Origin of the sequence: Microbacterium tenebrionis (assembly GCF_020682665.1) — a bacterium.
GTDB lineage: Bacteria > Actinomycetota > Actinomycetes > Actinomycetales > Microbacteriaceae > Microbacterium > Microbacterium tenebrionis.
Map to the genome: position 1 here is coordinate 20522 of NZ_JAGTTM010000007.1, position 22016 is coordinate 42537.

Consider the following 22016-nt stretch of genomic DNA (forward strand, 5'->3'; position numbering starts at 1 on the left):
TATGTCGGGAAGAGTCAGTGCGTGAGGAGCTTCGAGAGGAAGTCCTTGGCGCGGTCGCTCTTGGGGTTGGTGAAGAACTCCTCGGGTGTCGCCTCTTCGACGATGCGACCGTCGGCCATGAACACCACGCGGTCGGCGGCCTTGCGGGCGAAGCCCATCTCGTGGGTGACGACGATCATCGTCATGCCCTCCTTCGCCAGCTGCACCATGACGTCGAGGACCTCGTTGATCATCTCGGGGTCGAGCGCGCTGGTGGGCTCATCGAAGAGCATGACCTTGGGATGCATGGCCAGCGCGCGGGCGATCGCGACGCGCTGCTGCTGACCGCCGGAGAGCTGTGCGGGGAGCTTGGACGCCTGCTGGGCGACGCCGACGCGCTCGAGGAGCGCCATGGCCTCCTTGTCGGCATCGGCCTTCTTCATGCCGCGGACTTTGATCGGTCCCAGAGTCACGTTCTCGAGGATCGTGAGGTGGGCGAAGAGATTGAAGGACTGGAAGACCATGCCGACATCGGCGCGCAGCTGCGCGAGGCCCTTGCCCTCGGCCGGCAGCTCCTTGCCGTCGATGGAGATCACACCGCTCGTGATGGTCTCGAGGCGGTTGATCGTGCGGCACAGGGTCGACTTGCCCGAGCCCGACGGCCCGATCACGACGACGACCTCGCCCGTGTTGACCGTGAGGTCGATGTCGGTCAGCGCCTGGAAATCGCCGTAGTGCTTCTGAACGTTGTCGACGACGACAAGGGGTGTGCCAGTCTCGGTCATGTGTTCACATTAGAAGCACCGCACGCTGCGAACCAACAGCCACGCACGCCGGTTATCGAGTTGTAACCGACTCGAAACGCGTCAGGGCGCGTCGGCGGCGCGCTGAGTGAAGGCGCTCTCGTAGAGGCAGACGCTGGCGGCGGTGGCGAGATTCAGCGACTCCGCCTTGCCGAAGATCGGCAGTTTCAGCACGTGGTCGGCGAGGTCGAGCGCGTGCTCCTCGAGCCCGTGCGCCTCGTTGCCGAACAGCCATGCGGTGGGCTTCGCGAGCACCCCGGCAGCCCGGGCCTCGAGCAGATCGGCGCCCTTCACATCGGCCGCGAGTACGCTCAGGCCGGCCGCGTGCGCACGTGCGACGACGTCGTCGAGGTCGCCTCCGACCGAGACGGGCAGGTGGAACAGCGAACCTGTGGTCGAGCGGACGACCTTCGGGTTGTAGGGGTCGACCGTGCGGCCGGTGAGCACCACGGCATCCGCACCGGCGGCATCCGCGGCGCGGATGATCGTCCCGAGATTCCCCGGGTCGCGGATCTCCTCGCAGATCGCCACCAGCCTCGGCGACGAGTCGAAGATGTCGCGCACCGACATGGGGATCTGCCGGGCGACGGCGATCACGCCCTGCGGGGTGACGGTATCCGCCATCGCACCCAGCACGTACTCGGTGACGAACTCAGCATCCACGCCGTTGCGCGTCGCCGCGGCACGCAGATCAGGATGCCGATCCCACGCGTTCGGCGTCGCGAACAGCTCCACGACGGCATCCGGACGATAGGCCAGCGCTTCGCGGACGGCCTGCGGCCCCTCGAGGAGGAAGAGCCCGGTGTCGGTGCGCGCACTGCGCTTGGTGAGCTTCGCCACGGCTCTGACACGCGGGGAGCGGGGGTTCTCGAGCACGCGTTCAGTCTAGGGAACACCGCCCGGCAAAGAAGAACGGGCGCTCCCCCGAAGGAGAGCGCCCGTTCCAGGAAGGATGCTTACGCAGCCGACTTCGGAGCGTTGACGTCCGAGGGCAGAGCAGCCTTGGCCGTCGCGACCAGCGAGGCGAAGGTGGCCGGCTCGTTGACCGCGAGCTCGGCGAGCATGCGGCGGTCGACCTGGACGCCGGCGAGGCCGAGACCCTGGATGAAGCGGTTGTACGTGATGCCGTTCTGGCGGGCAGCGGCGTTGATGCGCTGGATCCAGAGGCGGCGGAAGTCGCCCTTGCGCTTGCGACGGTCACGGTACGAGTAGACCAGGGAGTGGATGACCTGCTCCTTGGCCTTGCGGTACAGGCGCGAACGCTGACCGCGGTAGCCGGAGGCGCGCTCGAGGATGACGCGACGCTTCTTGTGGGCGTTTACCGCCCTCTTGACTCTTGCCATTTTCGTGTATTCCTATTCGTGCTTCGGGCGCTCAGCCGCGGCCGAGGAGCTTCTTGGCGACCTTGGTGTCGTTGGCCGACAGCACCTGGTCCTGGTTGAGGCGGCGGGTGCGACGGCTCGACTTGTGCTCGAGGTTGTGGCGCATGCCGGCCTGCTGCTTCTTCAGCTTGCCGCTGCCGGTGATCTTGAAGCGCTTCTTGGCACCCGAGTGGGTCTTCTGCTTCGGCATCTTCTCTTCCTTCGTATGGCGCCTTCTCAGGCGACGGTGTCAACCCGCGCGATGCGGGAGTCTGCGGGTCACTCGGACGGGGCGTCCTCAGTGCGTGCTTCGCGTGCGGCCTGCTTGTTCGCGGCGCGCGCGGCGTTCTGCTCGGCCTTCGCCTCGGACTTGTTCTTCACCGGTGCGATCACCATGACCATGTTGCGTCCGTCGATGGTCGGGTTCGACTCGACCGTGCCGAACTCGGCGACGTCCTCGGCGAACTTGCGGAGGAGCCGCACACCCTGCTCGGGGCGCGACTGCTCGCGGCCGCGGAACAGGATCATGGCCTTGACCTTGTCGCCGGCCTTGAGGAAGCCCTCGGCGCGCTTGAGCTTGGTCGTGTAGTCGTGAGCCTCGATCTTCAGACGGAAGCGGACTTCCTTGAGGATCGTGTTCGCCTGGTTGCGACGGGCTTCCTTCGCCTTCTGGGCAGCCTCGTACTTGAACTTGCCGTAGTCCATGATCTTGACCACGGGAGGCTTCGAGTTCGGGGCGACTTCGACGAGATCGAGGTCGGCTTCCTGCGCGAGGCGGAGCGCGACCTGGATGGCGACGACGCCGATCTGCTCACCCGCGGGGCCTACGAGGCGGACCTCGGGGACGCGGATGCGCTCATTGGTACGGGGATCGCTGATGCGGAACTCCTTAGACGATGGGGATTCAGCCAGTACGACGCTTTCTGCGACGCACTGCGAAAAAAGAGTTACTGCCCCACCCGCCGACATTTCAGACGTCGGCTTCGCACCCTGAACACCGGACATCGTCCGATCTACCGGCGTGAACCGGCGGAGCGCAAGACCCGGTAGCCTGGAACGGCAAGCGCGGGTGGGAAGTGAATCCTCTTTCGATCCGGAGCATTTCGCTCCGGAGCCCGCCAAAGTCTAACAGAAGGCAAGGCGAAGTGACGATTCCGGCCCACGATCATGGCCACGACGACCGCAACGAGCGCTGGGAGCAGCAGGAAGAGGCCGCATCGGCCGCCACCCGCGATATTGCGGACGTGCCCGCGGTCGAGGTGATCACCACCACCGCCGTGCACCTGATGAGCGCCGCCGCCGTCAAGCTCGGGCTCGCGGACGACCCCGACTCGCAGCTCGACCTCGACGAAGCGCGCAAGCTGATCAACGCTCTCGCCGGGCTCATCACCGCCGGCGCTCCCGAGATCAGCGACATGCACGCGCGGTCGCTGCGCGACGGTCTGCGCTCTCTGCAGCTCGCCTTCCGCGAGGCATCCGCCATCCCCGACCCGATCGGCAAGGGTCCCGGCGAGAAGTGGACCGGGCCGGTCAACTAGAACCGGCATCCGCCACTCTCCCGAACCGGGCGAGCAGGTGCCATACACGCTTCAGCGTCTGCGGATCGTGGCGTCGTGACCGTGCTGCGGCTCCGATGACGTCGGGGCGGAGTATGGTGCCGAGCGATCGAGCCAGTGCGACGGGTTCCGGCCCGCGGTATTCCGGATCCAGGTCACCCGTATCGACGCGGTACCCGGGGTGGAACTCCACGACGCACCCGAGCCTCGCCGCTGCATCCGCTACAGGCGTGCCCTCGAAGCAGGGATCGAGCACGATCGCCTCGACCCCGTCGGAGAATCGGATGCCGCCGTGGATGTGGGTCTCCACGTAGCGGTCGAGCAGATCGGGCGCGCCCGCCTTCATCCGGTCGACCAGTGCCGGCACGCCGTCGACGGTCGCGACCCCCTCCGGCTCGAACACGGAGTCGGGATAGCAGAACGTGGCGCTTCGCACCGCCCGCTCGTCGAGCCTGAGGAATGCGGATCCGAAGCGCGGCGCCGCACCATAGGGATCACCGAGGTCGAGGGCCCCGTACACCGGGCGGTCCGTCGCCGGGGCGAAGTCGTATCGGCCCGCGAACAGGCGACTCTCCCACTCCCATCGGTCGCCACCGGGATATGCGGTCAGCCCGCCGTTCGAGGTTCCGGTCTCGAACTGCGAGCGGTAGCGGGCGTCGGAGGCCATGGCATCCAAGACTGTCCCGTCGAGAAACGGCCAATCCGGGTGGAAGTGGACGTTCACGGTCAGCGACATGCTGTGAGCCTAGTGATCCGCGCACTCGAGAATCGCCTTGCCCGGCGAGAATCCTGTTGCCACGCGCATTCTCGCCGCGCAACGGAATTCTCGCGGGCGCGGTTCAGGCAGCAGCGTTCAGGGAGCGCGGCGGAGCTTGACCGTGAGTGAATCTGCGAGGACGGCGATGCGGTCGTCCGCGGCCCAGCGCTGAGCCAGGCGGGCCAGCACGGCATCGAGCACCTCGCGCTCGAGCCCGTCGACGAGATCGAGGATCACGACGAGCTCGGGTCCGCGCAGGCGTGCGTCCGGGTCGCCTGGTGCCACGGCGACGTCGATGACGGCGAGCTCATGCGCGATGCTCTCCTGCAGCGCCGTGAACACCTCGGGCGAGAGGAAGCTCGGCTCCCATGCGTGCCCTTGCGCGATCGCCCAGACCGCGGGGCGACGGACGACGAACTCCGTCTCCGACGTGGGGTCGAGAACGATCAGGTCGGTGTCCTCCGCGGATGCGGCCAGCGCCGCGCGCACAGCCTCGACCGGGATCGGACGCGCCGACGCATCCCAGGTCTGCATCGCCTGCACCGACGAGAACACCGGTTGCACCTTGCGTCCGTCCGGGGCGGCGACCGTGACGATCGACAGCTCCTGCGTCTTGTCGACGGCGAGGCCGCTGGGGGCGGTGCCCTCCTCGCCCTTCTCCGCGATCAGCGGGATGAGGACGCGGGCCGAACGCAGCGCATCGACGACCTCGGTTTGACTGCCCGCTCCCGCGCGGAAGCGGAGCAGGGCGTCGAGCAGGGCGGGATCGGCCGAGCCGTCGTCGGCTGCGTGCGGGTTCGCTTCGAAGCTGCGGCCCTCCCACGGGACGCCTGCGGAGTCTGCGGCATGCCCGTGGTCGCAGGCGTCGTCAGTCGCCGGCGACATCCAGCGCCTCAGCCAGCGTGAACGCTCCCGCGTACAGCGCCTTGCCGACGATCGCACCCTCGACGCCCAGGGGCACCAGCTCGCGGAGAGCGGCAATGTCGTCCAGGCTCGAGATGCCGCCGGAGGCGACGACGGGCTTCGGCGTGCGCGAGGTGATCTCGCGCAGGAGCTCGATGTTCGGACCCCGCAGGGTGCCGTCCTTGGTCACGTCGGTGACGACGTAGCGGCTGCATCCGGCGTCCTCGAGGCGGGCGAGCACCTCCCAGAGGTCACCGCCCTCCTTCGTCCAGCCGCGCGCGGCGAGCGTCGTGCCGCGCACGTCGAGACCGACCGCGACCGCCTCGCCGTAGCGGCTGATGACGTCCGCCGCCCACTCCGGGTTCTCCAGAGCGGCGGTGCCGAGGTTGATGCGCGCAGCGCCGCTCTCGAGAGCGGCCTCGAGGCTCGCGTCGTCGCGGATGCCGCCGGAGAGCTCGACGTTCACGTCGCGGTGCTGCTTGATGACCTTGCGGAGGATCGCGGCGTTGCTGCCGCGTCCGAAGGCCGCGTCGAGGTCGACGAGGTGGATCCACTCCGCGCCCTGGTCGACCCACTCCCCTGCCGCAGCCAGCGGGTCGCCGTAGCTGGTCTCGGACCCGGCCTCGCCCTGTGTCAGGCGGACCGCCTTGCCGCCGGCGACGTCGACGGCCGGCAGAAGGGTGAGCTTGGGGGTGGACGCGAAGTCGTTCATGTCATCCTCGGGTGGGTGCAGTGCCGATCATCGACACGATGTCCGAGAGTAGTCCGCCTCGATCCCGTGATCAAAACGTCGACGTCACGGAAGGCTCTCGACCCAGTTCCGCAGCAGGCGGATGCCCGCCTCCCCCGACTTCTCGGGGTGGAACTGGGTGGCCGACAGAGGTCCGTTCTCGACCGCCGCGAGGAACGGCTCGCCGTACGTGGTCCAGGTGAGCGCCGGCTGCGGAAACGGCGGAATGACTTCGAGTTCCCACTTCTGCGCGGCGTACGAGTGCACGAAGTAGAACCGCTCCTCCTCGATGCCGCGGAACAGCACGCTGCCCTCGTCGGGGGTCACGGTGTTCCAGCCCATGTGGGGAAGCACCGGAGCGTTGAGCTCCGTGACCGCACCCGGCCACTCACCCAGACCTTCGACGTCCTGCCCGCGTTCGACGCCGTGCGCGAACAGCACCTGCATGCCCACGCAGACGCCGAGCACCGGCCGTCCGCCTGCCAGACGCCGCTCGATGACCTCGTCCCCGCCCTGCTCGCGCAGCGCGGCGCGAACAGCGGCGAATGCGCCGACGCCGGGGACGAGCAGCCCGTCCGCTTCGAGCGCCGCGGTGCGGTCGCCCGTCAATGTGGCATCCGCGCCGGCGGCCGCGAGCGCCTTGACCGCGGAGTGGACGTTGCCGGAGCCGTAGTCGTAGACGACGACGCTGCGCGTCACAGCGCGCCCTTGGTGGAGGGGATGCCGTCGACGAGGGGATCGAGCGCCTTGGCCTGCCGGAAGGCGCGGGCGAAGGCCTTGAACTCGGCCTCGGCGATGTGGTGCGGGTCACGACCACCGAGCACGCGCACGTGCACGGTGAGTCCGGCGCCCACCGAGATCGCCTCGAACGCGTGCCGCACGAGCGAACCCGTGAAGTGGCCGCCGATGAGGTGGTGCTCGAAACCATCGGGCTCGCCGGTGTGCACGAGGTACGGACGGCCGCTGATGTCGACGACCGCCTGTGCGAGCGCCTCATCGAGAGGGACGAGCGCGTCTCCGTAGCGCGAGATGCCCGACTTCTCGCCGAGCGCCTCGAGGATCGCCTGACCGAGGACGATGGACACGTCCTCGACCGTGTGGTGGGCGTCGATGTGCGTGTCGCCGGAGGCGCGGACGGTGAGATCTGTGAGCGAGTGCTTCGCGAACGCCGTCAGCATGTGGTCGAAGAACGGCACCGACGTGTCGATGCGGCTCTGCCCTGTGCCATCGAGGTTCAGCTCGAGCTCGACGGTCGACTCGGACGTGCTGCGGGTACGCGACGCGGTGCGGGAGGCGCTCATGCGCCCGAGTCTATCGACGCCAGAGCGTCGAGGAACGCCGTCGTCTCGGCCTCGGTCCCCGCTGTCACGCGCAGGTGGTGCGGGATGCCCACGTCGCGGACGAGAACGCCGCGGGCATACAGAGCCTCGAACGTCGCGCGGGGATCTGCCACGCCGCCGAAAAGCACGAAGTTCGACCACGATTCGTGAGGCTGATACCCCAGCGCCTCGAGCGTCGCGGTGATCCGATCGCGCTGCTCCACGATCTCGTCGACCATACCGAGCATGGTGTCCGCGTTGCGGAGGGCGGCGACGGCCGCCGCCTGGGTCAGGGCGCTCAGGTGATACGGAAGTCTCACCAGACGCAGGGCGTCGATGAACGCCGGGTCTGCGGCGAGATACCCGACCCGCGCACCGGCGAAGGCGAACGCCTTGCTCATCGTCCGCGACACGGCCAGCCGTGGGCGTCCGTCGAGAAGCGTGAGCGCCGACGATGCATCCCGAGGCGCGAACTCCTGGTAGGCCTCGTCGACGACCACGATGCCGCGCGCGGCTTCGTAGACCGCTTCGACGACGTCGAGGCGGAGCGGTGTGCCGGTGGGGTTGTTCGGCGAGCACAGCATGACGATGTCGGGGTCCGCCTGCTCCACCTGCGCAGCGGCCTCTTCCGCCGTGATCGTGTAGTCGGCTTCGCGCTGCCCCGCGACCCACTGCGCGCCGGTTCCCTGCGCGATCAACGGGTACATCGAGTAGGTGGGTGCGAATCCGAAGACCGTTCGGCCAGGGCCTCCGAAAGCCTGCATGATGTGCTGCAGGACCTCGTTCGATCCGTTGCCGGCCCAGATCTGGCCGGGCTCGAGCCCGTGCCCGAGGTAGTCCGCGAACGCCTCGCGCAGCGACGTGAACTCCCGATCGGGATAGCGGTTCACCTCGCGCAGCGCCACGGCGATGTCGTCGAGGATGTCGCTCGCCACCTCGTCGGGGACGGGGTGGGTGTTCTCATTCACGTTCAGCGCGACCGGCAACGGGGCCTGCGGCGCTCCGTAGGGTGTGAGGCCGCGAAGATCGTCGCGGAGAGGCAGATCGCCGAGGGAAGCAGTCACACTCCCCATGCTAACGGTGGGATCAGTCGACGTACTCGGCCGGGATGGCGAGCTCCTGCCCGACCTGGAGCGAGGACGCGCCCAGGGCGTTGAGACTCTCGATCTGGTGGATCACCGAGCGCGGGTCGGCGTTCGGCGCCACGGACTCGGCGATCGACCACAGAGTGTCACCGGGCATGACCGTGACCGTCTCGAAGCTCGCCGTGGGCACGGACTCGCCGGAGGCGACGGCGGCGCCGCCGCCGAGGGCCGCGAAGGCGATGCCTGCTGCGAGCGGGAGTGCGGCGAGGCCCAGCAGAACGCGACGCCCGCGCACGGTCAGTCGCAGTCGCGTCGAGGGACGGACGGTGCGGACTGCCGGGGCTGCGATGCTGATGGTGCTCATGGGATTCTCCTCTGCCTCTGGCGTAGCGTTCGCATTCACCGCTCGGCCGGGAGCGATGAATGCGAAGCTACGTACCGAATCTATCTTCGAATTCGAACATCTGTCAAGATTTCTTCGAAACCTCGTGCGGGAAACGGGCGACACGCTCGAACAGATCTTCCGAATCGCGGTGTTTCTCGGATACGGTTTCGATATCGACACCCCACCACGGGCCACCGACATTCGAAGAGCACCCCCGGAATCGCGCACGAAGGAGCACCATGAGCGACACCTCCGCCATCGAAGCCGAGACTCCTCGCACCCGTCGGCGCAAGAACCTCAGCGCCAAGCAGATGGCCATCCTCGAAGTGATCCAGACGTCGATCGCCACTCACGGCTATCCGCCGAGCATGCGCGAGATCGGGGACGCGGTCGGTCTGAAGTCGCTCTCCAGCGTCACCCACCAGCTGGGCCAGCTCGAGCTGAGCGGCTACCTCCGCCGCGACCCGGGCAAGACGCGCGCCATGGAGGTGCTCATCGACCTTCCCGGCACGAGCGGCGAGAATCCGGCCGATTCGGTCACACCGGTGGGGGACGCGGCGATGGTTCCCCTCGTCGGGCAGATCGCGGCGGGCGTTCCGATCACGGCCGAGCAGCAGGTCGAGGAGATCTTCCCCCTCCCCCGTCAGCTCGTCGGCAAGGGTGACCTGTTCATGCTCAAGGTCTCCGGAGAATCGATGATCGATGCAGCGATCTGCGACGGCGACTGGGTCGTCGTCCGCACCCAGAACACTGCGGAGAACGGCGAGATCGTCGCGGCGATGCTCGACGGCGAAGCGACGGTCAAGACCTTCCGCCAGCGTGACGGCCACACCTGGCTGCTCCCCCGCAACAGCTCCTTCGAGCCGATCCTCGGCGACGATGCCGTCGTCCTCGGCAAGGTCGTGGCGGTGCTCCGCGCGGTCTGACGCCCCGGCATCCTTCGACAACGCGGAAACCGCTCTTCCCCGGCATCCGGGAGGGCGGTTTCTGCGTTATCGGCTCTCGTATGCCGGCGTCGGCAGTGCCGCATAGGCTCGAGTCATGCCTCAGCCGTACGGAACCTGGCCGTCGCCGTTCACCGCCTCGAGCATCGCCGCATCCGCACCGCGCATCGACGGCGCGCGATTCGTCGGGGATGAGATCTGGTGGGGCGAGTCGGTTCCCGCCGAAGGCGGTCGCGTCACGGTCCGCAGTTCGAGCGGCGAAGTGCTGCTGCCTGCCCCGTGGAGCGCACGGTCGCGCGTGCACGAGTACGGCGGCGGCGCCTGGACAGCGGATGCAGACGGCACGCTGTACTTCGTCGATGGCCAGGATCAACGGGTGCACCGGATGCCGCGCGGCGGGGACCCGACTCCGCTCACGCCCGCCGGCGCGGCGGGCCGCGGACCGAACCACGGCGGGTTGCGACTGCAGAACGGCCGCCTGCTGGCGATCCGCGAGGATCTCGCAGCAGTGCCGCACCGTCGCGCGATCATCGAGATCCCGACCGACGGATCGGCGGCAGACGACGGCTCGGCCGTGCATGTGCACATCCAGGGGACGGCGTTCTTCGCGCATCCGGCGCTCTCGCCGGACGCCACCCGCATCGCCTGGGTCGAGTGGTCGGGGCGACGGATGCCGTGGCAGTCGGCCTGGCTCCGTGTCACGACGGTCGGCGACGATTCGTTCGCGAGCATCCGCACGCGTGCGGCGCTCCAGCCCGAGTGGGTCGGCGACGCGGAGTTGCTCTACGCCGACGACCCGTCAGGGCGCTGGGGGCTGCACCGTTTGCGCCTCGATGGCATCCAGGCATCCGATCCCGAGCAGATCGCGCCGGCCGGCGCCGACACCGGGTACGGACTGTGGGTGCTCGGGAACCGCTGGTACCAGCCGCTGGCGGACGGGAGGATCGTCGCGGTCCGGACGAACGGCTCCGACGAGGTCGTCGTGATCGACCGCGACGGTACCACGCGCGCGCTCGATGTTCCTGCCACCGCGCACGTCAGCGTCGACGACGTCGCCGGCTCGCGCGTGCTGCTCTCGGGTGGAGGATCCGCCGTGAACGCCGGCCTGTGGTGCGTGGACGTCGACTCCGGCGAGGTGACTCGCGTCCGCGGCGGGGGCCCGGCGGACGCCGACTGGATGCCGCCCGCAACGCAGCTCACGATCGACGGAGCGCACGGCCCCGTGCACGCGTTCGACTACGCACCCGCTAACCCGCTGGTGTCCGCACCCGACGGCGAGCTGCCGCCCTACATCGTGTTCGTGCACGGCGGCCCGACAGCGCACGTCGCCGGCGCGGCATCCGCCGCCATCGCGTTCTACACGAGTCGCGGCATCGGCGTGCTCGACGTGAACTACGGCGGATCGACCGGCTACGGCCGCGACTACCGCGAGCGTCTCGACGAGCAGTGGGGTGTGGTCGACGTCGACGACGTGCTCGCGGCGGCGCGCGGGCTCGCCGAATCCGGACGCGCCGATCCCTCGCGCATCGCGATCCGCGGCAGCTCGGCAGGCGGATGGACGGTGCTGTCGGCCCTTGTCCGCGGCGGCGTGTTCGCCGCCGGCATCAGCCGCTACGGGGTCACCGACCTGCGGATGCTGGCTCAGGACTCGCACGACTTCGAACGGCACTACATCGACGGGCTCGTCGGCCCGTTGCCCGAGAGCGAGCAGATCTACATCGATCGCTCACCTCTCACGCACGCCGACCGCATCGATGTGCCGGTGCTGCTGCTGCAGGGCGCGGACGACCTGGTGGTCCCGCCATCGCAGTCGGAGGCGATCCGCGACGCCCTGGCTGCGCGCGGCATCGCGCACGAGTACGTGCTGTACCCCGGCGAGGGCCACGGCTTCCGGCGCGCGGAGACGATCGTCGACGCCCTCGAGCGCGAACTGGCGTTCCTGGGCCGGGCGTTCGGATTCGCCGACTGAGCTAGTCCCCCATGCGGTTGCGCAGCCGCATGGCGCGCTCGGCCTCGCGGGTGTCCTGACGCTCCCGCAGGGTCTGGCGCTTGTCGTACTCGCGCTTGCCCTTCGCAAGGGCGATCTCGACCTTCGCGCGGCCGTCGAGGAAATACAGCTTCAACGGCACGAGGGTGTAGCCGCCGGCCGAGACGGCGTGCTCGAGCTTCTGGATCTCCTCGCGGTGCATCAGGAGCTTGCGGATGCGCTTGGCCGAATGATTCGTCCAGTGCCCCTGCGAATACTCCGGGATGTGCACGGCGTCGAGGAAGATCTCGTTGCCCTTGATGTACGCGTATCCGTCGGACAGGTTCGCGCGCCCCTGGCGCAGCGACTTCACTTCGGTGCCCGTGAGCACGAGCCCTGCCTCGTACGACTTCTCGATGGTGTAGTCGTGACGGGCACGGCGATTGGTCGCAATGACCTTCTCCCCGCGTTCCCTTGGCATGGTTCTCTCCTGTGCATCCTGTCGTACGGCCAGCCTTCAACCCTACAACAGCGAGGACGTCAGGTGCGCAGCCAGCGACGGATCGCGAACCCGGCAGACAGCGCGGCGAGCACGACGCCGATCACGATGAGGATCGGGACGACCACGAGGGCGTCCTGCATGCTCACCCAGGTCGTGATGAACGGCACGCGGCCCTTGAGGTATCCCTCGACGCCGAAGTGCATTCCGGCGATCACGGCAGCGCTCGCAAGCGCCGACCCGAGGAAGGCGGCGAACACGCCTTCGAGCACGAACGGCGTCTGGATGAACCGGTTGGATGCGCCGACCAGGCGCATGATCCCGATCTCCTTGCGTCTGGCGTAGGCCGACAGGCGGATGGTCGTGGCGATGAGCAGCACGGCGGCGATGAGCATGAGCACGGCGATGCCGACGGCGATGTAGGTCGCCACCGTCAGGGCGGAGAACAGCGGATCGAGGTACTGCAGCTGATCCAGCACCTCCTCGACGCCGTTCACGCCGCTGAAGGCCTCGACGATGACCTGCGACTGACTCGGATCCTTCAGGGTGATCCAGAAGCTGTCGAACATCTGGTCCTCGGTAAGGACGCTGGCCTGCTCGTCGCCGAGCTGATCGACGAGCTTCGCGTAGGCCTCGGCCTTCGTCTCGAAGCGCACCTCGGAGATCAGCGCGTTCAGCGCCGGGCCCTCCAGCTCGGCGCGCACCTGCTCGATCTGGTCCTGCGTCGCCTCGCCGTCGATGCAAGTCTCCTGCGTGTCCGACACGGAGGAGCACATGTAGACGGCGACCTGGGCGCGCTCGGTCCAGTAGTCGCGCATCGTGCTGATCTGGCCCTGCATGAGGATCGCAGCTCCCACGAACGTCAGCGACACGAACGTGACGAGCACGACGGAGATCACCATCGAGATGTTGCGACGAAGGCCCCCGAGGGCCTCCATCAGGATCAGTCCCACTCTCACGAGGTCGGCCCCACTTCGTCGTCATCGTCCGCGGCGGACAGGCCGAGCCGGTCGGCGACGCCGAGCTCGGCGACGTCGACCTCGGGCAGCACGATCGGATGCGTCCGGGTTACCGCAGGCGCGGCCTCCGGGGCCGCGGCGTCGCGCTCCGCCTTCATGGAGGCGATCATCTCGGCGGTGAGGGGCTCGAGCGACTCGGTCTCGCGTTGGACTTCCTGGACGGCGGTGAAGGCGGCGGTGGCGGCGGCTCCGCGCTCCTCCTGCGGCACCAGTTGCGGGATCATCGACCGGTCGCCGTAGCCGCCGCGCGTCTCGTCGCGCACCATCTCGCCGTCGCGCAGCTCGATCACGCGGCGCTGCATCTGGTCGACGAACGCGGCCTCGTGCGTGGCCATGAGCACGGTGGTTCCGCCGGCGTTGATGCGGGCCAGCAGCTGCATGATGTCGACCGACGTCGCAGGGTCGAGGTTGCCCGTCGGCTCATCGGCGAGGAGCACCTGCGGACGGTTCACCAGCGCGCGCGCGATCGCGACGCGCTGCTGCTCGCCGCCGGAGAGCTCGTGCGGCATTCGCTTCTCCTTGCCGTCCAGCCCCACCAGAGCCAGGGCCTCGGGAACCGCCTGCTGCACGAATCCGCGCGAGGAACCGGTGACCTGCAGGGTGAAGGCGACGTTCTGGAAGACGGTCTTGGTCGACAGGAGTCTGAAGTCCTGGAAGACCGAGCCGATGTGACGGCGGAAGTACGGGACCTTCCGGTTGGCGAGGCTGCGCAGGTCGCGGCCGAGGACGGCGACGCGGCCGGTGGTGGGGACGTCCTCGCGGAGGATCAGGCGGAGACAGGACGACTTGCCCGACCCGGATGCTCCGACGAGGAAGACGAACTCGCCCCGCTCGACTTCGAAGTCGACCCCGGCGAGGGCCGGTCTCTTCGTACCGCGGTAGCGCTTGGTGACGTTCTCGAACCGAATCATGGCCCTACGAGCCTAAGCGCGGGTTCACGTGTGACCGCGAGCGACACCCGGTCACACGGGTGCGCCGGATCAGTCGTCGTCGTCGGGACGCTTGCGCCAGCGGATGCCGGCCGAGATGAAGTCGTCCAGGTCGCCGTCGAAGACCGCGGCCGGGTTGCCGGACTCGTGTCCGGTGCGCAGGTCCTTCACGAGCTGCTGGCCGTAGAGGAAGTACGAGCGCATCTGGTCGCCCCAGCTCGCCGTGATGTTTCCGGCGAGCTCCTTCTTCTTCGCGGCCTCCTCCTCCTTCTGCAGCAGCAGGAGGCGGGTCTGGAGCACGCGCATGGCGGCGGCGCGGTTCTGGATCTGCGACTTCTCGTTCTGCATCGACACGACGATGCCGGTCGGCAGGTGGGTGATGCGCACGGCGGAGTCCGTCGTGTTGACCGACTGGCCGCCGGGGCCCGAGGAGCGGAAGACGTCGACCCGGATGTCGTTCTCGGGGATGTCGACCTCGGTCGCCTCTTCCATCAGCGGGATGACCTCGACCGCGGCGAAGCTGGTCTGGCGCTTGTCGGCGGAGCCGAACGGGCTGATGCGGGCCAGGCGGTGCGTGCCCGCTTCGACCGAGAGAGTGCCGAACGCGTACGGGGCCTCGACCTCGAACGTCGTCGACTTGATGCCCGCGCCCTCGGCGTAGGAGGTGTCCATGACCTTCACGGGGTAGCCGTGCTTCTCCGCCCAGCGCAGGTACATGCGCATGAGCATCTCGGCGAAGTCGGTGGCGTCGTCGCCGCCGGCGCCGGACCGGATGGTGACGATGGCGCTGCGCTCGTCGTACTCGCCGTCCAGCAGCGTCTGCACCTCGAGCTGGTTCATGACGTCGGTGAGCGCGGCGAGCTCGGCACGCGCCTCGGCGGCGGAGTCTTCGTCCTCCATCTCGTTGGCGAGGTCCACGAGCACCTCGAGGTCGTCGAGACGCTGCCCGATCTCGCTCACCCGCTTGAGGTCGGCCTGCTTGTGGCTGAGCGCGCTGGTGACCTTCTGGGCCTTCTCGGGGTCGTCCCAGAGGTCCGGGGCGCCGGCCTCCTCGCTGAGCCGCGCGATGTCGGCCTGGAGCCGGTCGACATCGACGACCTCGCTGATGTCGCCGTATGTGTGCCTGAGCGCCTGGATTTCGGCGGAGAGATCGAGTTCGAGCATGACGCTTCAGCCTACCGTGCCGGAGCCGGGCGGATAGCCTGAGGTGTGCGCAGTCGAACATGGCCGGTGCCGGCGATCCTCGCCGTCCTGCTCACGGGATGCGCGAACGGTGCAGCGGAACCTGTCCCTCCGCCACCGGATGCCGCGTTCGACTATCAGCTCGGCGGCGCGTACGAGCCGGCTGCCGGGGTCGAGATCGTCGTCCGCGACCGCACCACGTCGCCGCATCCCGATCTGTACTCGGTCTGCTACGTGAACGCATTCCAGACGCAGCCGGGCGATGAGGCCGCGTGGCCGGAGACGGCGCTGCTGACGGACGGTTCCGGGGTCCGCATCGTCGATCCGGACTGGCCCGATGAAGTGCTGCTCGACATCGCCGACCCCGAGGGCGCCGCCGTCGTCGTCGACCGCATCGGCGGATGGGTCCACGGTTGCGCCGCCGACGGCTTCGACGCGGTGGAGTTCGACAACCTCGACTCGTTCACCCGTTCGAACGGCGCGTTGAGCCAGGAGGATGCCGTCGCGGTCGCGAAGGAACTCGTCGACATCGCGCACGCCTCCGGTCTCGCGGCGGCGCAGAAGAATGCCGCCGAGCATGCCCTCGCCCTCCGCGACGATGCCGGTTTCGACTTCGCGGTCGCCGAGGAGTGCGCGGCGTACGGGGAGTGCACGGCGTATACCGATGTCTATGCCACGGTGCTCGACATCGAGTACACCGACAACCTGCCGGAGTCGTTCGAGGTGCTGTGCGCACGGCCCGGCACGCCGCGGGCTGCGATCGTCCGCGACCGCGATCTGACGCGCCCCGGCGACAGCGCGTACGTGCGCGGAACGTGCTGACCGTGGGCGGGAGTAGCGTGGCGGGGTGAGCAGTGCATCCACCGTCCTGAGGCAGTTCGGGCCGATGGTGTATCTGCCCACCATCCTCTTCTCGATGGGCGAGGGCGCCGTTCTCCCGCTGATCCCGGTGATCGCGGCGAACATGGGCGCTGACGTAGCCGCGGCGGCGCTCGTGGCCTCCGCCCTCGTCGTCGGGCAGTTGTGCGGCAACCTTCCCGCCGGGTGGGCCGTCGCCCGCATCGGCGAGCGCTTCACGATGGTGATCGCCGGCGTCATCTCGATGATCGCCGTTGCCGGAATGGCGTTCGCGCCGGTCATCGCGGTCTTCGCGGCATCCGTCTTCCTGCTGGGGTTCTGCGCCGCCGCCTTCGGCCTGGCCAGGCACGCGTTCATGACGACACGTGTTCCGCTGGCGTTCCGCGCCCGTGCCCTCTCGCTGCTGGGCGGGAGCTTCCGCCTCGGCGTCTTCGTCGGCCCGTTCGTGACGGCCGGTCTTCTGCTGCTGTTCGGCACGGAGCAGGCCGCGATCTGGTTCTTCATGGCGTGCCTGGTGGTGATGGTCGTGCTCGTGCTGTTCGGGCCGGACCCGGAGAAGACCCACGCTCCCTTGCCGAGCTCCTCCCCTCTCGTCGAGGACTCCGGCGAGGCGGTGAGCGGCTCCATCCCGACAGTCGAGCGGGTCGGGATCTTCCGCACGATGTGGCGCTTCCGCGGTGTGCTGGGGCGACTGGGACTCGCCGCGGCGTCGCTGTCGGCGGTGCGCTCGGCACGCCAGGTCGTGCTTCCGCTGTGGGGCGTGTCGCTCGGGCTCGACGCCCAGACGATCGCGTTGGTCGTCGGCGTGTCCGGGGCGATCGACTTCGCCCTGTTCTACGCCAGCGGCCAGGTGATGGACCGGTTCGGCAGGCTCTGGGCGGCGATGCCCGCCATGGTGCTGATGGGCGCCGGGTTCCTCGTGCTGTCGCTCACGCACGACGGCGAGGCCGCGGTGCTGTGGTTCGGGATGCTGGCCGCCGTGCTCGGCGTCGGCAACGGGCTCTCCAGCGGCATCCTGCTCACCCTCGGTGCGGATGTCGCCCCGAAGCAGGACCCTGCTCCGTTCCTCGGATCGTGGCGCACGCTGACCGATGCCGGAGGCGCCGCAGCGCCGCTGATCGTGTCGGGGGTGACCGCGATCGCGTCGCTGTCGGTGGCAGCGGCCCTGATGGGGGCCGTCGGGCTCCTCGGCGCGCTCGGGTTCATCCGCTGGATCCCGCGGTTCAGTCCCCGCCAGGGCCCGCCCGCCTGACTCCCCGCCAGGGGGGCGCCCGACTAACGCAGAGCGGTGCGACTCGTCGCGGTCGCCTCGAGCGGCACGCCGTCCGGAACGAAGGCCGACACCAGCGGCGGATGCCAGGTTGCCGCGACGGTCACGCGGGCCGAGACGCCGTCCGGCGCGGATGCCGACACCAGTTGCGCGCCGGAGGACATCGCTCCCACGACCGCCGCGGCCTGCTCATGCACGCCGTCGTCCGTGAGCTCGGCTCGGACGCTCTCGTCCTCGACGACGAGCGTGAAACCGTCGGCCCCCGCGAGCGCTGCGGCATCCGCAAGCGAATCCAGTCGCTTCTGCGCGATGTAGAGATCGGTGGCGCAGGTGCAGACGAAGACCACGGCGAGCGCGAGCACGACGTAGCCGAGGAGCAGCGGGAGGATGCTGCCGTCGTCGTCCTGCTGCTCACGGGCCGTCATCGCTCGCCCCACAGGCGCGAGACCTTCTGCGTCGCCGCGGCCTCGAGCGGGATCTGCGTCGCGCGGTCGAGCCCGAAGATCTCGGGTACGAACGGCAGCGAGACGCGGGTGCTGACGGTGACGACGACCGTCGCCCCCGAGCGCGGGCATTCCGCTCCGGCCGGTGTGCAGGTCACCGACACGTCGACGTCGGCGGCGTTCAGGTCGTATTCGTCGATGACGCTGGCGAGCACGGCATCGCCCCGGTCGGCGGCATCCGTCGCGTTCTCGGCCTGGCCGATCACACGCGCCGTGTGCCGCGAGGCCGCCTCAGCGCCCAGCATCGCCTGCTGCACGGTGCCGAGCGTGATGATGAGGTAGGCGAGCGGGACGAGGAGGATCACCCCGACCGTGATGAACTCGAGCGCCGCCGACCCCTCGTCATTCATCCCCCAGCGACTCCATCGGCGCATCGGCATCCACCTCCAACGCGTACGGGACGCCGATCAGACCGATGATCGGCAGCGTCGTGCGGACGGTGACGACGGCGGTGGGATGCCCGAGCCGGTCGCTCTGCGACACGACGATGTCGCCGGTGAAGGCATCGCCCACGGCACGGGAGATCGCCAGCCGGGTGCGCTCGGCTCCGTCGTCGAGCGTGGTGTCGGCGAGGGCCGCGTAGTGGGCGCCCTCCACGGCGGCATCGTGGACGACGTTGCGGACGTATACGGCGAACCCGAGCTGGAGCACGGCGAGCGTGAGAGCGGTCAGCAGGGCGCCGACGAGCACGAAGTCGACGGGACTCGACCCGCGATCCTCGCCCGCATCCGCCCACCGGAGCATCTCAGAGCCCGGAGACCCGCGAGATCGCCTGCTCGAACAGTCCGGTCAGCGCAGGACCGGCGACCGCCCAGATCAGCACGACCAGTCCTGCGGTCATCAGCGTCACCAGCACCCAGCCGGGCACGTCTCCGCGGTCGTCCTCCGCGAGATCGCGCGCGTCGACGGTGAGCTGCGCCCACCAGGTTCGTACTCGCTTCATCATTCGTCCTTTCATGGGGTCGGTCGTTCTGGCCGTCAGCCGAGGCCGAGCTGGAGGATGAACATGCCGGGGAACACGGCGAACAGAACGCTGAGCGGGAGGATCAGAAAGACGAGGGGCAGCATCATCAAGATCTCGCGGCGACCGGCCTGCTCGATCAGCGTCCGCTTGGCGTCCTCGCGCGCATCGGCGGCCTGCGCGTGCAGGACCGCCGCGAGCGGGGCGCCGTGCTCGAGCGCCGCGACGATCTGGTCGACCGCCCGGGAGAGTCCCGGTTGGCGGAGGCGCGACGCCATTTCGCCGAGCGCGTCGGCCAGCGGAGATCCGGTCCCGACGGCGAGCACGACCTGCCGCAGCTCCTGCGTCAGCTCGCCGGATCCGATCGCAGCGACCCGCCGCAGAGCGTCCAGGAACCCCTCGCCGGCGGACAGGCACAGCGCGAGGAACTCCAGCATCGTCGGCAGCTCGTCGCTCAGTCGAGCGAGGCGCGACCTGACGCGCGCAGTCAACAGCATGTCCACGGCGATCGCCGCGCCCAGGGCGAGGATGATCGGAAGGACAGCGGCAGCCGGTGTCATCCGCCCCGTGGTGGCCAGGACGATGACGAGTGCGCTCCCCAGCCCGAATCCTCCGAGCGCGCACCCCAGCTGCCGCGCACGGAACGCCGCCGGCTGAGCGTCGGAGCCCGCCTGCGCCAGCCGGTGCGCGAGCGCCTCGGTGTCGCCGATGCCGTGCAGGAGGCGGGTGCGCAGCCGCTGACCGATGGTCCCCGTCCCGCCGACCGGCAGGATGCCGGTGACGGGAAGGACACCCGCGGGCAGAGCGGCGTCGTCCACCGCGTCGCGCACGTAGGGAGCGATGCGCGCGGTCAGCGAGGCGGCTCGCCAGCGCGGGGCCGCCATGAGGATGCAGATGATCCCTGCGCCCAGCAGACCCCCGAGCAGGATCGCCGTCGCGGCATCCGTCACGATGCTCATGCGAACCACCGCCGCGGCTCAGGCAGACGCCCGATCCGGATCATGATGCGGAAGGCGATGACCGAGACGACAGCCCCGGCGACGATGACCATGACGCCCTCCGGACTCGCATAGGCCTGGGCGCCTTCCGGGCGCAGCGCGAGCAGGAGCAGGATGACCCAGGGCGCGATCACGCCGAGCACGGCGGCCCCGCGGATCCACGACTGCTTCGCCTCGACCTCGCCGCGCAGCGCAGCATCCGCGCGCACCGAGGACGACAATGCTCTCAGCACCCCGGTGAGCTCGCTGCCGCCGACCTGCCTCGTCATCTTCAGCGCCTCGATGATGCGGTCGGCTATGGGATCGGCGAGCGTCGTCTTGAGCCGTTCGATGCTGCTATCGAATCGACCGGTCGCTCGGAGGTCCCTGGCGAAGACGACGAACGCGGGCCGGACCGCGGTGGGCGCGGACTCGGCAAGGCTCGCGACGGCGTCGGGGAGCGAGAGCCCGACCCTGATCGCCGCCACGAGCAGATCGCACACGTCCGGCCACATCTGCCTGCGCGCCTTCAGCAGGCGCAGGCGTCGGGCTCGGAGGTACGCGACCGGGGGGGCACCGGCAGCGATCGCCGCGAGCAGCACCAGTACCGGGATGCCGGTGAGCAGCCACACGGCCGCGGCGGCGATCAGTGCGAGCGTGACGATGACCGCGAGCACCTTGTGCCGCTCAACGGACGCCAGCCCCGCCTCCTCGATGAGACGGGTCAGGTGGTCGTCGCGGCGTCCGGTCCGCTCGACCCGCTCGCGCGCCGGCCACAGACAGGGCGACGCGCACAGCAGGACTCCCGCCGCCAGCAGCGCTCCCATCAGCAGTGTCATGCGCCCGGCTCCCGGCGGTAGACGGACCGCGTGATGATCCGCCCCTCGACCACCGCGCCCGTGGGTGCGACGACCTCCTGCACGAATCGGGCGCCGGCGGCGTCCCGAGCGCAGTGCACGACCAGCGAGACCGAGGTCGCCAGCGCGGGAGCGATGAAGGAGCGATCGATGTTGCGCCCGGCCAGCAGCGGCAGAAGGGTGAGCTTCTCGAGCGCCTCGACCGCCGAGTTCGCGTGCACCGTCCCCGCGCCGGGCACGCCCGTGTTCAGTGCGAGGACGAGGTCGAGCGCCTCGGCGTCGCGCACCTCGCCGACCACGAGCCGGTCGGGCCGCATGCGCAGCGCCTCCTTGACCAGTCGGCGCAGGGTGATCTCGCCCGTTCCCTCCAGGCTCGCCTGACGCCCCTGAAGGGCGACGAGATCCGGGCCGTCGACGGCGAGCTCGAAGGTCTCCTCCACCGTGACGATGCGCTGCGCGTCGGCGCACGAGGCCAGCAGCGCTCCCAGGAGCGTCGTCTTGCCCGCGTGGGTCGCGCCCGAGACGATGACGCTGGATCCGTCGCGCATCGCCCGCCGCAGCAGCTCGGCGACGTCGGCCGGCATCGTGCCGAGCTCGACGAGCGCCTCCAGGCTGCGGTAGCCGGGCAGGAACTTGCGGATGTTCACGGCCCACGACCCGCGGACGACATCCGCGATCGCGACGTGGAGCCTCGATCCGTCCGGCAGCGATGCGTCGACGAACGGCTGGCTGATGTCGACGCGACGGCCGGTGGACTGCAGCATCCGCTCGACGAGGTCGCGCAGCACGGCATCGGTGAGCCCCAGCTCGATGCGCTCCGAGACGCCGCCCCGAGCCACGTAGACGCGATCAGGACCGTTGAGCCAGATCTCCTCGATCGTCGGATCGTCCAGCAGCGGCTGCAGAACGCCGAATCCGCTGACCGACGCCAGCACGTCGCGCACCAGCGCCGATTCGTCGTCGATCATCGCGTCGCCGCGCGACAGCGCGAGGTCGTTGTGGCGGCGGACCTCGGCCTGCGCGATGCGTCTGGCCTCGTCGGGGGCGAGCGCGGGATCGGTGCGTTCGGCGCGCAGACGACGGCGCACGCGTTCGGCGACGACGAGGGACGGCTGGCTCACCCCGGCATCCTCGCAAGAATCCCGAATCGGCCGTGAAAGTTATCCACAGGCT

Annotated in this window: 28 protein-coding genes; 5 read left to right on the forward strand and 23 right to left on the reverse strand. The window is 69.1% G+C overall.

Annotated elements, in window-relative coordinates:
- Window positions 1-14: 14 nt before the first annotated feature.
- The 5 genes from KEC56_RS13160 to infC all read right to left on the reverse strand — a co-directional run bounded on the left by KEC56_RS13160 (window position 15) and on the right by infC (window position 3055).
- Complete coding sequence (locus KEC56_RS13160) at window positions 15-764, reverse strand: amino acid ABC transporter ATP-binding protein (protein WP_175987442.1); 750 nt, start codon at window positions 762-764, stop codon at window positions 15-17.
- Between the two features lie 81 nt (window positions 765-845).
- Entirely contained in the window at window positions 846-1658 is an 813-nt protein-coding gene (locus tag KEC56_RS13165) for a TrmH family RNA methyltransferase (protein ID WP_227531300.1), read from the reverse strand.
- An 80-nt stretch (window positions 1659-1738) separates the two neighbouring features.
- The gene (gene rplT, locus KEC56_RS13170; RefSeq protein WP_175987438.1) at window positions 1739-2125 is read right to left on the reverse strand and encodes a 50S ribosomal protein L20; all 387 of its coding nucleotides are present in this window, start codon (window positions 2123-2125) and stop codon (window positions 1739-1741) included.
- A 31-nt stretch (window positions 2126-2156) separates the two neighbouring features.
- Window positions 2157-2354, reverse strand: a complete 198-nt coding sequence (gene rpmI, locus KEC56_RS13175) for a 50S ribosomal protein L35 (protein ID WP_175987436.1) — start codon at window positions 2352-2354, stop codon at window positions 2157-2159.
- Window positions 2355-2422: 68 nt separating this feature from the next.
- Entirely contained in the window at window positions 2423-3055 is a 633-nt protein-coding gene (gene infC / locus KEC56_RS13180; protein WP_227531337.1) for a translation initiation factor IF-3, read from the reverse strand.
- 233 nt (window positions 3056-3288) lie between these two features.
- Here infC and KEC56_RS13185 point away from each other — a divergent pair, with 233 nt between their 5' ends.
- Window positions 3289-3681: a DUF1844 domain-containing protein gene (locus KEC56_RS13185; RefSeq protein WP_175987434.1), complete on the forward strand. Its 393-nt coding sequence runs from the start codon at window positions 3289-3291 to the stop codon at window positions 3679-3681.
- Here KEC56_RS13185 and KEC56_RS13190 read toward each other — a convergent pair.
- The 7 genes from KEC56_RS13190 to KEC56_RS13220 all read right to left on the reverse strand — a co-directional run bounded on the left by KEC56_RS13190 (window position 3674) and on the right by KEC56_RS13220 (window position 8857).
- Window positions 3674-4435 (reverse strand): DUF3626 domain-containing protein, encoded by a 762-nt coding sequence (locus tag KEC56_RS13190; protein ID WP_227531301.1) that lies wholly within the window; start codon window positions 4433-4435, stop codon window positions 3674-3676. The two genes, KEC56_RS13185 and KEC56_RS13190, sit on opposite strands and share 8 nt — an antisense overlap.
- 117 nt (window positions 4436-4552) lie before the next feature.
- Window positions 4553-5341: an SseB family protein gene (locus KEC56_RS13195; protein ID WP_227531302.1), complete on the reverse strand. Its 789-nt coding sequence runs from the start codon at window positions 5339-5341 to the stop codon at window positions 4553-4555.
- Window positions 5325-6071: a bifunctional 1-(5-phosphoribosyl)-5-((5-phosphoribosylamino)methylideneamino)imidazole-4-carboxamide isomerase/phosphoribosylanthranilate isomerase PriA gene (gene priA / locus KEC56_RS13200; RefSeq protein WP_227531303.1), complete on the reverse strand. Its 747-nt coding sequence runs from the start codon at window positions 6069-6071 to the stop codon at window positions 5325-5327. The genes KEC56_RS13195 and priA overlap by 17 nt, the downstream gene beginning before the upstream one ends.
- A gap of 84 nt (window positions 6072-6155) precedes the next feature.
- The gene (gene hisH / locus KEC56_RS13205) at window positions 6156-6788 is read right to left on the reverse strand and encodes an imidazole glycerol phosphate synthase subunit HisH (RefSeq protein ID WP_227531304.1); all 633 of its coding nucleotides are present in this window, start codon (window positions 6786-6788) and stop codon (window positions 6156-6158) included.
- Window positions 6785-7390 (reverse strand): imidazoleglycerol-phosphate dehydratase HisB, encoded by a 606-nt coding sequence (hisB, locus tag KEC56_RS13210; RefSeq protein ID WP_227531305.1) that lies wholly within the window; start codon window positions 7388-7390, stop codon window positions 6785-6787. The genes hisH and hisB overlap by 4 nt, the downstream gene beginning before the upstream one ends.
- Window positions 7387-8472 (reverse strand): histidinol-phosphate transaminase, encoded by a 1086-nt coding sequence (locus KEC56_RS13215; protein WP_227531306.1) that lies wholly within the window; start codon window positions 8470-8472, stop codon window positions 7387-7389. The genes hisB and KEC56_RS13215 overlap by 4 nt, the downstream gene beginning before the upstream one ends.
- Before the next feature lie 22 nt (window positions 8473-8494).
- Window positions 8495-8857: a LysM peptidoglycan-binding domain-containing protein gene (locus tag KEC56_RS13220; protein ID WP_175987422.1), complete on the reverse strand. Its 363-nt coding sequence runs from the start codon at window positions 8855-8857 to the stop codon at window positions 8495-8497.
- Window positions 8858-9117: 260 nt separating this feature from the next.
- Between KEC56_RS13220 and lexA the strand changes: the two genes are divergently transcribed.
- Together lexA and KEC56_RS13230 are read left to right on the forward strand one after the other, a co-directional pair.
- Window positions 9118-9804: a transcriptional repressor LexA gene (gene lexA / locus KEC56_RS13225; protein WP_175987420.1), complete on the forward strand. Its 687-nt coding sequence runs from the start codon at window positions 9118-9120 to the stop codon at window positions 9802-9804.
- Window positions 9805-9919: 115 nt separating this feature from the next.
- The gene (locus KEC56_RS13230) at window positions 9920-11791 is read left to right on the forward strand and encodes a S9 family peptidase (protein ID WP_227531307.1); all 1872 of its coding nucleotides are present in this window, start codon (window positions 9920-9922) and stop codon (window positions 11789-11791) included.
- Window position 11792: 1 nt separating this feature from the next.
- Here the strand turns inward: KEC56_RS13230 and smpB are convergent, their stop codons facing one another.
- The 4 genes from smpB to prfB all read right to left on the reverse strand — a co-directional run bounded on the left by smpB (window position 11793) and on the right by prfB (window position 15399).
- The gene (smpB, locus tag KEC56_RS13235) at window positions 11793-12269 is read right to left on the reverse strand and encodes an SsrA-binding protein SmpB (protein WP_227531308.1); all 477 of its coding nucleotides are present in this window, start codon (window positions 12267-12269) and stop codon (window positions 11793-11795) included.
- Window positions 12270-12328: 59 nt separating this feature from the next.
- The gene (gene ftsX, locus KEC56_RS13240) at window positions 12329-13246 is read right to left on the reverse strand and encodes a permease-like cell division protein FtsX (protein WP_175987414.1); all 918 of its coding nucleotides are present in this window, start codon (window positions 13244-13246) and stop codon (window positions 12329-12331) included.
- Window positions 13243-14217, reverse strand: a complete 975-nt coding sequence (gene ftsE / locus KEC56_RS13245) for a cell division ATP-binding protein FtsE (RefSeq protein ID WP_175987413.1) — start codon at window positions 14215-14217, stop codon at window positions 13243-13245. Before ftsE ends, ftsX begins: the two co-directional genes overlap by 4 nt.
- A gap of 69 nt (window positions 14218-14286) precedes the next feature.
- Window positions 14287-15399, reverse strand: a complete 1113-nt coding sequence (gene prfB / locus KEC56_RS13250; RefSeq protein ID WP_227531309.1) for a peptide chain release factor 2 — start codon at window positions 15397-15399, stop codon at window positions 14287-14289.
- A 45-nt stretch (window positions 15400-15444) separates the two neighbouring features.
- On the opposite strand from prfB, the gene KEC56_RS13255 reads away from it, so the two are divergent.
- Window positions 15445-16239: an endo alpha-1,4 polygalactosaminidase gene (locus tag KEC56_RS13255; RefSeq protein WP_227531310.1), complete on the forward strand. Its 795-nt coding sequence runs from the start codon at window positions 15445-15447 to the stop codon at window positions 16237-16239.
- Between the two features lie 64 nt (window positions 16240-16303).
- Window positions 16304-17527, forward strand: a complete 1224-nt coding sequence (locus KEC56_RS13260) for an MFS transporter (protein ID WP_227531338.1) — start codon at window positions 16304-16306, stop codon at window positions 17525-17527.
- A gap of 23 nt (window positions 17528-17550) precedes the next feature.
- Here the strand turns inward: KEC56_RS13260 and KEC56_RS13265 are convergent, their stop codons facing one another.
- From KEC56_RS13265 to KEC56_RS13295, 7 genes are read right to left on the reverse strand one after another with little or no spacing between them, the layout of a single operon-like run.
- The gene (locus tag KEC56_RS13265) at window positions 17551-17970 is read right to left on the reverse strand and encodes a pilus assembly protein TadG-related protein (protein WP_227531311.1); all 420 of its coding nucleotides are present in this window, start codon (window positions 17968-17970) and stop codon (window positions 17551-17553) included.
- Window positions 17967-18398, reverse strand: a complete 432-nt coding sequence (locus KEC56_RS13270; RefSeq protein WP_227531312.1) for a TadE family protein — start codon at window positions 18396-18398, stop codon at window positions 17967-17969. The genes KEC56_RS13265 and KEC56_RS13270 overlap by 4 nt, the downstream gene beginning before the upstream one ends.
- Complete coding sequence (locus KEC56_RS13275; protein ID WP_175987405.1) at window positions 18391-18792, reverse strand: TadE/TadG family type IV pilus assembly protein; 402 nt, start codon at window positions 18790-18792, stop codon at window positions 18391-18393. The genes KEC56_RS13270 and KEC56_RS13275 overlap by 8 nt, the downstream gene beginning before the upstream one ends.
- A gap of 1 nt (window position 18793) precedes the next feature.
- Entirely contained in the window at window positions 18794-18991 is a 198-nt protein-coding gene (locus KEC56_RS13280; RefSeq protein WP_227531313.1) for a hypothetical protein, read from the reverse strand.
- Between the two features lie 35 nt (window positions 18992-19026).
- Window positions 19027-19968, reverse strand: coding sequence for a type II secretion system F family protein (locus KEC56_RS13285; protein WP_227531314.1), 942 nt, complete (start codon window positions 19966-19968; stop codon window positions 19027-19029).
- A complete protein-coding gene (locus KEC56_RS13290) occupies window positions 19965-20825 on the reverse strand; it encodes a type II secretion system F family protein (RefSeq protein ID WP_227531315.1) in 861 nt (286 codons plus the stop codon). Before KEC56_RS13290 ends, KEC56_RS13285 begins: the two co-directional genes overlap by 4 nt.
- Window positions 20822-21964, reverse strand: a complete 1143-nt coding sequence (locus tag KEC56_RS13295) for a TadA family conjugal transfer-associated ATPase (RefSeq protein WP_227531316.1) — start codon at window positions 21962-21964, stop codon at window positions 20822-20824. Before KEC56_RS13295 ends, KEC56_RS13290 begins: the two co-directional genes overlap by 4 nt.
- Between the last annotated feature and the right edge of the window lie 52 nt (window positions 21965-22016).

Bases quoted from the DNA above. Each gene is read 5' to 3' on its own strand.
- KEC56_RS13160 (WP_175987442.1), bottom strand. From the start codon at position 764: ATGACCGAGACTGGCACACCCCTTGTCGTCGTCGACAACGTTCAGAAG.
- rplT (WP_175987438.1), bottom strand. From the start codon at position 2,125: ATGGCAAGAGTCAAGAGGGCGGTAAACGCCCACAAGAAGCGTCGCGTC.
- rpmI (WP_175987436.1), bottom strand. From the start codon at position 2,354: ATGCCGAAGCAGAAGACCCACTCGGGTGCCAAGAAGCGCTTCAAGATC.
- KEC56_RS13190 (WP_227531301.1), bottom strand. From the start codon at position 4,435: ATGTCGCTGACCGTGAACGTCCACTTCCACCCGGATTGGCCGTTTCTC.
- KEC56_RS13195 (WP_227531302.1), bottom strand. From the start codon at position 5,341: ATGTCGCCGGCGACTGACGACGCCTGCGACCACGGGCATGCCGCAGAC.
- priA (WP_227531303.1), bottom strand. From the start codon at position 6,071: ATGAACGACTTCGCGTCCACCCCCAAGCTCACCCTTCTGCCGGCCGTC.
- hisB (WP_227531305.1), bottom strand. From the start codon at position 7,390: ATGAGCGCCTCCCGCACCGCGTCGCGTACCCGCAGCACGTCCGAGTCG.
- KEC56_RS13220 (WP_175987422.1), bottom strand. From the start codon at position 8,857: ATGAGCACCATCAGCATCGCAGCCCCGGCAGTCCGCACCGTCCGTCCC.
- lexA (WP_175987420.1), top strand. From the start codon at position 9,118: ATGAGCGACACCTCCGCCATCGAAGCCGAGACTCCTCGCACCCGTCGG.
- KEC56_RS13230 (WP_227531307.1), top strand. From the start codon at position 9,920: ATGCCTCAGCCGTACGGAACCTGGCCGTCGCCGTTCACCGCCTCGAGC.
- smpB (WP_227531308.1), bottom strand. From the start codon at position 12,269: ATGCCAAGGGAACGCGGGGAGAAGGTCATTGCGACCAATCGCCGTGCC.
- ftsE (WP_175987413.1), bottom strand. From the start codon at position 14,217: ATGATTCGGTTCGAGAACGTCACCAAGCGCTACCGCGGTACGAAGAGA.
- prfB (WP_227531309.1), bottom strand. From the start codon at position 15,399: ATGCTCGAACTCGATCTCTCCGCCGAAATCCAGGCGCTCAGGCACACA.
- KEC56_RS13260 (WP_227531338.1), top strand. From the start codon at position 16,304: ATGGTGTATCTGCCCACCATCCTCTTCTCGATGGGCGAGGGCGCCGTT.
- KEC56_RS13265 (WP_227531311.1), bottom strand. From the start codon at position 17,970: ATGACGGCCCGTGAGCAGCAGGACGACGACGGCAGCATCCTCCCGCTG.
- KEC56_RS13270 (WP_227531312.1), bottom strand. From the start codon at position 18,398: ATGAATGACGAGGGGTCGGCGGCGCTCGAGTTCATCACGGTCGGGGTG.
- KEC56_RS13275 (WP_175987405.1), bottom strand. From the start codon at position 18,792: ATGCTCCGGTGGGCGGATGCGGGCGAGGATCGCGGGTCGAGTCCCGTC.
- KEC56_RS13280 (WP_227531313.1), bottom strand. From the start codon at position 18,991: ATGAAGCGAGTACGAACCTGGTGGGCGCAGCTCACCGTCGACGCGCGC.
- KEC56_RS13285 (WP_227531314.1), bottom strand. From the start codon at position 19,968: ATGAGCATCGTGACGGATGCCGCGACGGCGATCCTGCTCGGGGGTCTG.
- KEC56_RS13290 (WP_227531315.1), bottom strand. From the start codon at position 20,825: ATGACACTGCTGATGGGAGCGCTGCTGGCGGCGGGAGTCCTGCTGTGC.